This is a genomic window from Haliea sp. (assembly GCF_040222615.1).
Classification (GTDB): Bacteria; Pseudomonadota; Gammaproteobacteria; order Pseudomonadales; family Halieaceae; genus Haliea.
The window spans coordinates 1-5711 of record NZ_JAVKCQ010000159.1; the positions used below are offsets into that span (position 1 = coordinate 1).

General features: G+C 66.4%; 8 protein-coding genes. All 8 read right to left on the reverse strand.

Features of this window, described 5'->3' with window-relative positions; genetic code table 11:
* On the reverse strand, positions 1–969 hold a 969-nt coding region (locus tag RJQ10_RS13035; protein WP_350147271.1), incomplete at its 3' end, for a vWA domain-containing protein.
* Positions 970–1000: 31 nt separating this feature from the next.
* Complete coding sequence (locus tag RJQ10_RS13040; protein ID WP_350147273.1) at positions 1001–1336, reverse strand: hypothetical protein; 336 nt, start codon at positions 1334–1336, stop codon at positions 1001–1003.
* Positions 1333–1776: a YcgN family cysteine cluster protein gene (locus tag RJQ10_RS13045; protein ID WP_350147275.1), complete on the reverse strand. Its 444-nt coding sequence runs from the start codon at positions 1774–1776 to the stop codon at positions 1333–1335. The genes RJQ10_RS13040 and RJQ10_RS13045 overlap by 4 nt, the downstream gene beginning before the upstream one ends.
* Positions 1769–2059 carry a YcgL domain-containing protein gene (locus RJQ10_RS13050; protein ID WP_350147277.1) on the reverse strand — a complete coding sequence of 97 codons (291 nt, stop codon included), beginning with the start codon at positions 2057–2059 and terminating at the stop codon, positions 1769–1771. Before RJQ10_RS13050 ends, RJQ10_RS13045 begins: the two co-directional genes overlap by 8 nt.
* Positions 2056–3168 (reverse strand): ribonuclease D, encoded by a 1113-nt coding sequence (gene rnd / locus RJQ10_RS13055; RefSeq protein WP_350147279.1) that lies wholly within the window; start codon positions 3166–3168, stop codon positions 2056–2058. The genes RJQ10_RS13050 and rnd overlap by 4 nt, the downstream gene beginning before the upstream one ends.
* A 2-nt stretch (positions 3169–3170) precedes the next feature.
* Positions 3171–3779, reverse strand: a complete 609-nt coding sequence (recR, locus tag RJQ10_RS13060) for a recombination mediator RecR (RefSeq protein ID WP_350147281.1) — start codon at positions 3777–3779, stop codon at positions 3171–3173.
* 7 nt (positions 3780–3786) lie between these two features.
* A complete protein-coding gene (locus tag RJQ10_RS13065; RefSeq protein WP_350147283.1) occupies positions 3787–4107 on the reverse strand; it encodes a YbaB/EbfC family nucleoid-associated protein in 321 nt (106 codons plus the stop codon).
* A 9-nt stretch (positions 4108–4116) separates the two neighbouring features.
* The coding region (gene dnaX / locus RJQ10_RS13070; RefSeq protein ID WP_350147286.1) for a DNA polymerase III subunit gamma/tau at positions 4117–5711 on the reverse strand (1595 nt) is incomplete at its 5' end.

A 5711-nucleotide genomic window follows, 5' to 3' on the forward strand; every position in this document is an offset into this window, starting at 1 on the left:
TGGATCAACCTCCAGCTGCAGGTCGGAGATCACCGAGACCCGGCTGCGGGCGCCATCCGGCGCCGCCAGGGTCCATGCACCCCGCTCCGGCGAATTCACCGTCACCAGAGCAAACTGGCTGCTCCGGAACCACTCCACACCGTCCTGCCTGCTCCCGGGGCGATACTCGACGCCCGACGGGCTGGTCAAGGTCACCTCTGTGGCGGGCTGATCGTAGAACACCAGCGCGGTGAACTGGTCGACGCTGTCATCGATCAGGAAGATGTTGCCCACCACCGGCACCCTGGCCGAAGGCGCGACCATCTCCAGCGACTGGACAAAAATGCCGGTCAGGTCCCCTGCGGTCTCCGCCTTTTCCGCGATTCCTGCGGTGGTGTCTGCCAGCGCTCGCAGAAAGGTCCAGTCGGCCTCATCCGACAGGGCTATCGTGTGTACGGGAATGCCGATCGCGCCGAGGTCAGGCGCGGTGCTCGCCAGCAAATCCCGCGCCGCCGCCGCGTTCGCCATCGGCGATGGCGACAGGTCGACCTTGCCGTCGGTCAGCAGAACGACGCTGGTCCGATAGGCGGAACTCAGGCTGCCCAGATCATAGGTTGCCGCGGCCAGCGCGGCGGGAATATTGGTGCGCTGCCCGGAATTGTCGATCAGGGCTACCGCCTCAAGCGCCTGCTCCCGCCAGGCGGCGTTAACGGTACCGTGGGGCACGATCTGCTCCACCGCTTCGCCGAAGATCCAGACGCCTGCGCGCGCGCCCTCCGGTAGCAGACGCACGATAAGCTCCAGCGCCGGACCGCGCAGGTTGTCGGGATCCGACTGTTTCATGCTGCCGGAAATGTCGATCAGCAAGCGCAGGTCCGGTTGCTGGCCCAACGGCGCCTGGGCGTGGAGCCGGCCGGTGACCAGCAGGCTCGCCAACAGCAACAGTGCCGCGGCCAACAGAACGGGAATTCTCGTGCTCAGCGTGGGCATGGTGAATCCTCCTAGCGGTTCCGGGGGTGGTTCACTGTCTGCGCAGGAACAGGATACGCAGCAGCAGGGTCAGCACCACAGCTGCCGCAAGAGCGGCGGCGAGCGGGCGCAGCGCGTGTTGGGCGGCTTCCGGGCCAGCGGTCAGAATCTGGAAACCAGCAACCACCAGGGCAGGCGCCAAAGTGTCAACCCCTTCATAAGGATAGGCCGGGGTCAGCAACAAGGCCAGCCCGGTCAGCAGCAGGAACCAGCGCCAGACTGGTCGCCAACTGCGCCGCAGCCACCAGAACAGGGAACCGAGGGCCACCAGAGCGGACCCGAGGTAGACCGCCAGTGCAATGATGTAGCTCTGGTCCTGAATCATCATTCCTCCTCGTCAACCCAGTAAATGATGTGCTCTTCATAACTGTCCGGGTGCACATGCTGCTCCGGCAGGGTGCGCCCGCGCACCGAGATCCCCGCGCGGTACACAGACTCCGGATCCCCGGAGAGCAGGGGGTGCCAGTCACGCAGTGGTTCGCCCCGGGCACGCAGGCGATAGGCGCAGGTGGGAGGCAGCCAGCCCAGCGCCTCCTGGTTGTCGGAGGTCAGGGTGACACAGTCCGGTACCAGCGCGCTGCGCCGGGGGTAGTCGGTACAGCGGCAGCTGGAGGTATCCAGGTAGCGACAGCTCACCCGGGTGTAATACACCTCGTTGCTGTCCTCGTCCTGCAGCTTGTGCAGGCAGCAGCGGCCACAGCCATCGCAAAGTGCTTCCCACTGCGTTGGCGTCAGTTCCTGCAGCGGTTTCTGCCACCATTCATCCACCCGCTTGCTCCCGCGAGCGCGCGTTCTCCCGCTGGCGCAGTTCCGCATCCGTGGGCGGCATCTGGAGAAAAAAGCCCTGTGCAGCAATGGCGTCCAGCACCTCCACTGCCCGCACCCGGGCCAGCTTGCGATTGGCATCCAGGGCCAGCACCATTACCGGCTGCGGTTCCCCGAACTGGGTCAGCAGTGCTTCCGGGACTTCTGCCAGCCCCTGAGCCTTGTCGACGTAAAGGTACATCTCGGGTTTGCGCGGACTGCGGAATATCTGGCAAATACGCTTCATGCAGCCTCTCCCAGGGCGCGGCGCAGCGGTGCAATGACCTGCTGTGCCCGCCAACCACTCCAGGCCGGGGGGTCCGGCAGATCCGCACCCAACTGCTGGCGCAGCAGAATTTCATAGTCCCGCGCCTGCAGCAGCGCCTCCGGCGCCACGCCGAGGTCCCGGGCAATTTTCTTCGCCCGGGACTTGAGCGATTGCAGTTGCTTGCGCTCGGCGGGTTGCAGCGGCTGCGGCAGGCGCGGCGGCAGCGTTGCCTCCGACTGCCCACGCTGGACTGCCAATACCGCCAGCAGGGCCTCGCCGTCCCGGCGCAGGGCGCCCGGGCTGAGACAGCCGGTCCGCTCCAGCGCCGCGGAGTCCTGCGGATCCGACTCGGCCAGCACCAGGCAGGCATTGTCGTCTATGATCCAGCCCCGGGGCTTGTTGCGCCGGCGGGCGGTGTCCTCGCGCCAGGCGCAGAGCGCGTACAGCCGCCCGGTAGCGCGCCGGTCAAGCTTCCAGGCCGACTTGATCCGCAGGGCAAAACTGGGGGACTCGGCGCGAAAGGCGGCGAGCGTATCCGCACCATCCGCCAGCACCCAGTCCAGCTTGCCCTGGGCCACACAGGCCGCCTGGAGCTTGCGCCAGACCGGCAGCAGGTGGGCGACATCCTGTGCGGCGTATTCGCACTGGGAAGTGGTCAGCGGGCGCTGCAACCAGTCCGAGCGGGTCTCGCCCTTCGGCAGGTCGACACCCTCCATATCCAGCACCAGTCCGCGGTAGCCCATACCGAAACCGTGATCGACCAGGGCCGCTGCGCGCTGGGTATCGAACAGTGGTTCCGGCAGCACAGCGAGCCAGCGATCAAACACCTCCAGATCCTCGCTGGCGGAGTGCAAGACCTTGACGGTGCGCGAATCCCGCAACAGGGCCCTTAGCGGTTCCAGGTCGGTCAGAGCCAGTGGGTCCACCAGCCAGGCCTTGTCGCCAAAACACAGCTGTACCAACGCCACCTCCGGATAAAAGGTGTCGCGGCGCATGAACTCTGTGTCTACCGCCACGGCCTCGGCGCCCGCGTTCGCGGCCAGTACCTCGCGCAGGGCTGCGTCGCTCTCTACCAGCTCCCACTCCATGTTCAGGACTCCTGCGCCAGCTGGCGGCGACCGGTGAAGGCGTGGGCCAGGGTGCTGCCATCCACGTACTCCAGTTCACCGCCCAGGGGCACCCCGTGGGCAATGCGCGACACGCGGATACCCCGTGGCAACAGCATGTCCGATAGATAATAGGCGGTGGCCTCGCCTTCGACGGTGGGATTGGTGGCCAGGATCACCTCGGTAATGCCCTCTTCCACCACCCGCGCCTGGAATCGGTCCAGGCCGATTTCCCGGGGGCCGATACCGTCGATCGGCGACAGGTGACCCATGAGCACAAAATACAGGCCGCGATAACTGCCGCTTTGCTCCACCGCCAGCACATCGCCCGGGGTCTCCAGCACACAGATGGTCTGGTGATCACGGCGCGGGTCGCTGCAGATCTCACAGATCTCCAGCTCGGTGAAATTGCGGCAGCGGCTGCAGTGATCTACGCGATCCATGGCAGTTTGCAGCGCATCGGCCAAAGCCAGGGCGCCGTCGCGGTCGCGCTCCAGCAGATGCAGGGTCATACGCTGGGCTGACTTCGGGCCAACACCGGGCAGACAGCGGAGAGCGTCCATCAGGTTGCTGAGGGCGGGGCTGAATTTCATGCAATTCTCAGAATGGCAGCTTGAAGCCGGGAGGGAGGTTGATGCCGGAGGCGAACCCGGCCATGGTTTCCTTGTTGCGGGCCTCCACCTTGCGTACCGCGTCGTTGACCGCGGCTGCCAGCAAATCCTCCAGCACTTCCTTCGGCTCGCTCAGCACGGAGTCGTCAATACGCACGCGCTTCACATCGTGGCGGCCGGTCATGGTGACCGTCACCAGGCCCGCCGCGGCCTCGCCATTGACCTCGGCACGGGCCAGTTCCTCTTGCGCCTTCTGCATGTCGGCCTGCATTTTCTGGGCCTGCTGCATCAGGTCGTTGATGCCTTTCATATCATCTCCTCAGGAATCCAGGGGGGTAATCGAGGCGCGATCCAGCTCACCGTCGAACCGCTGGATCAGCTGTTGCAGCAGTGGATCGTGCTCGATGGCCTGTTCCGCCTCCAGCTGGCGCTCTTTGGCCCGCTGGGCGCTGCGCTGGGCCGGCGTTGCCGTCGCCGGCTGGCCAGGTTCTATGGAGACAGACACCGGCGTGTCGAAGTAGTTCTGTAGCGCCAGGCGAATACGGTCCGCATGGCCGGGATTGAACAGGGCGAGATTGGATTCGTCCAGTATGAAATGGAAGTCCGTACCCTGCTGGGCGTGCAGCGCACAGTGCGACGCGATGTTCTGGACAATGCCCGCCAGCCCCAGATTTGCCAGCAGCTCGGGCCAGTCCTCCGGCGCCACCAGCGATGGGGCCGTGGCGCGGTCAATACGCGGTGCGGGCGCGGAACCGGTGGCGGCCGTCAGCGCAGGCTGGGAACGCGCTGGGGGATGGGCTGGCGGCGCGGCGGGTAGCGTCGGTGCGACCTGCACCGGCGATGCGGCCTGTTCAGGCTGCGCGAAAACCGGTGCCGGCGCTGTACTGCTGGCAGCCGGAGCAGCGGCGGCACTCCCGGTGGCAGGGAGACCGACGGCGGAAATACCGGCGCCGCCTGCGGCCGGTCCCGGGGGGCCGGCGTCGCTGCCGGGCGCACTGCCGCCGGCGCCGCCGCCACCGCTGTGTTCGCCGGTCTCTGGCAACAGCGCCGGACGGAAGGCCAGCATGCGCAGCAGAGTCATCTCGAAGCCGCTGCGCGGGTCTGCGGCATAGGGCAGATCGCGCTTGCCGTTCAGGGCCATCTGGTAAAACAGCTGCACGTCTTCCGCGGTCAGCGCACGCGCCAGCGTCTCCACCCGCTCGACATCGCCGCGGCTGTTATCGCGCAGCTCGGGCAATACCTGGGCAACGGTAATCCGGTGCAGCAGGGACAACATTTCTTCCAGGCTGGACTCGAAGTCCGGCGCGTGCTCGGCCATCCGCGCCACGGTCTCCAGCAGCGCCGCCGGCTCCCCCGCCGCCACCGCCTCCAGCAACTGGTAGACGAAGCTCATGTCCACCGTGCCCAGCATGCTGCGCACACCCGCCTCGGTGATGCCGCCCGAGCCGAAGGCGATCGCCTGGTCGGTGAGACTGAGGGCGTCACGCATACTGCCGTCGGCGGCCCGGCCCAGCAGCCACAGGGCCGGCTCCTCGAAGCGGATCATCTCCGCCTCCAGCACCCGCGCCAGGTGTCCGGCAATCTGTTCGGGCACCATGTTCTTCAGGTTGAACTGCAGGCAGCGCGACAGCACCGTGGCCGGCAGCTTCTGCGGGTCGGTGGTCGCGAGGAGGAACTTCACATGCGGGGGCGGCTCTTCCAGCGTCTTCAGCAGCGCGTTGAAACTGCTGTTGGAGAGCATGTGGACCTCGTCGATCAGGTACACCTTGTAGCGGGAACGGGTGGGCGCGTACTGCACGTTTTCCAGCAGGTCGCGGGTGTCCTCCACTTTGGTCCGGGAAGCCGCATCCACCTCCAGCAGGTCGACGCTGCGGCCCTCGGCGATCTCCCGGCAGGAACTGCAGTTGCCGCAGG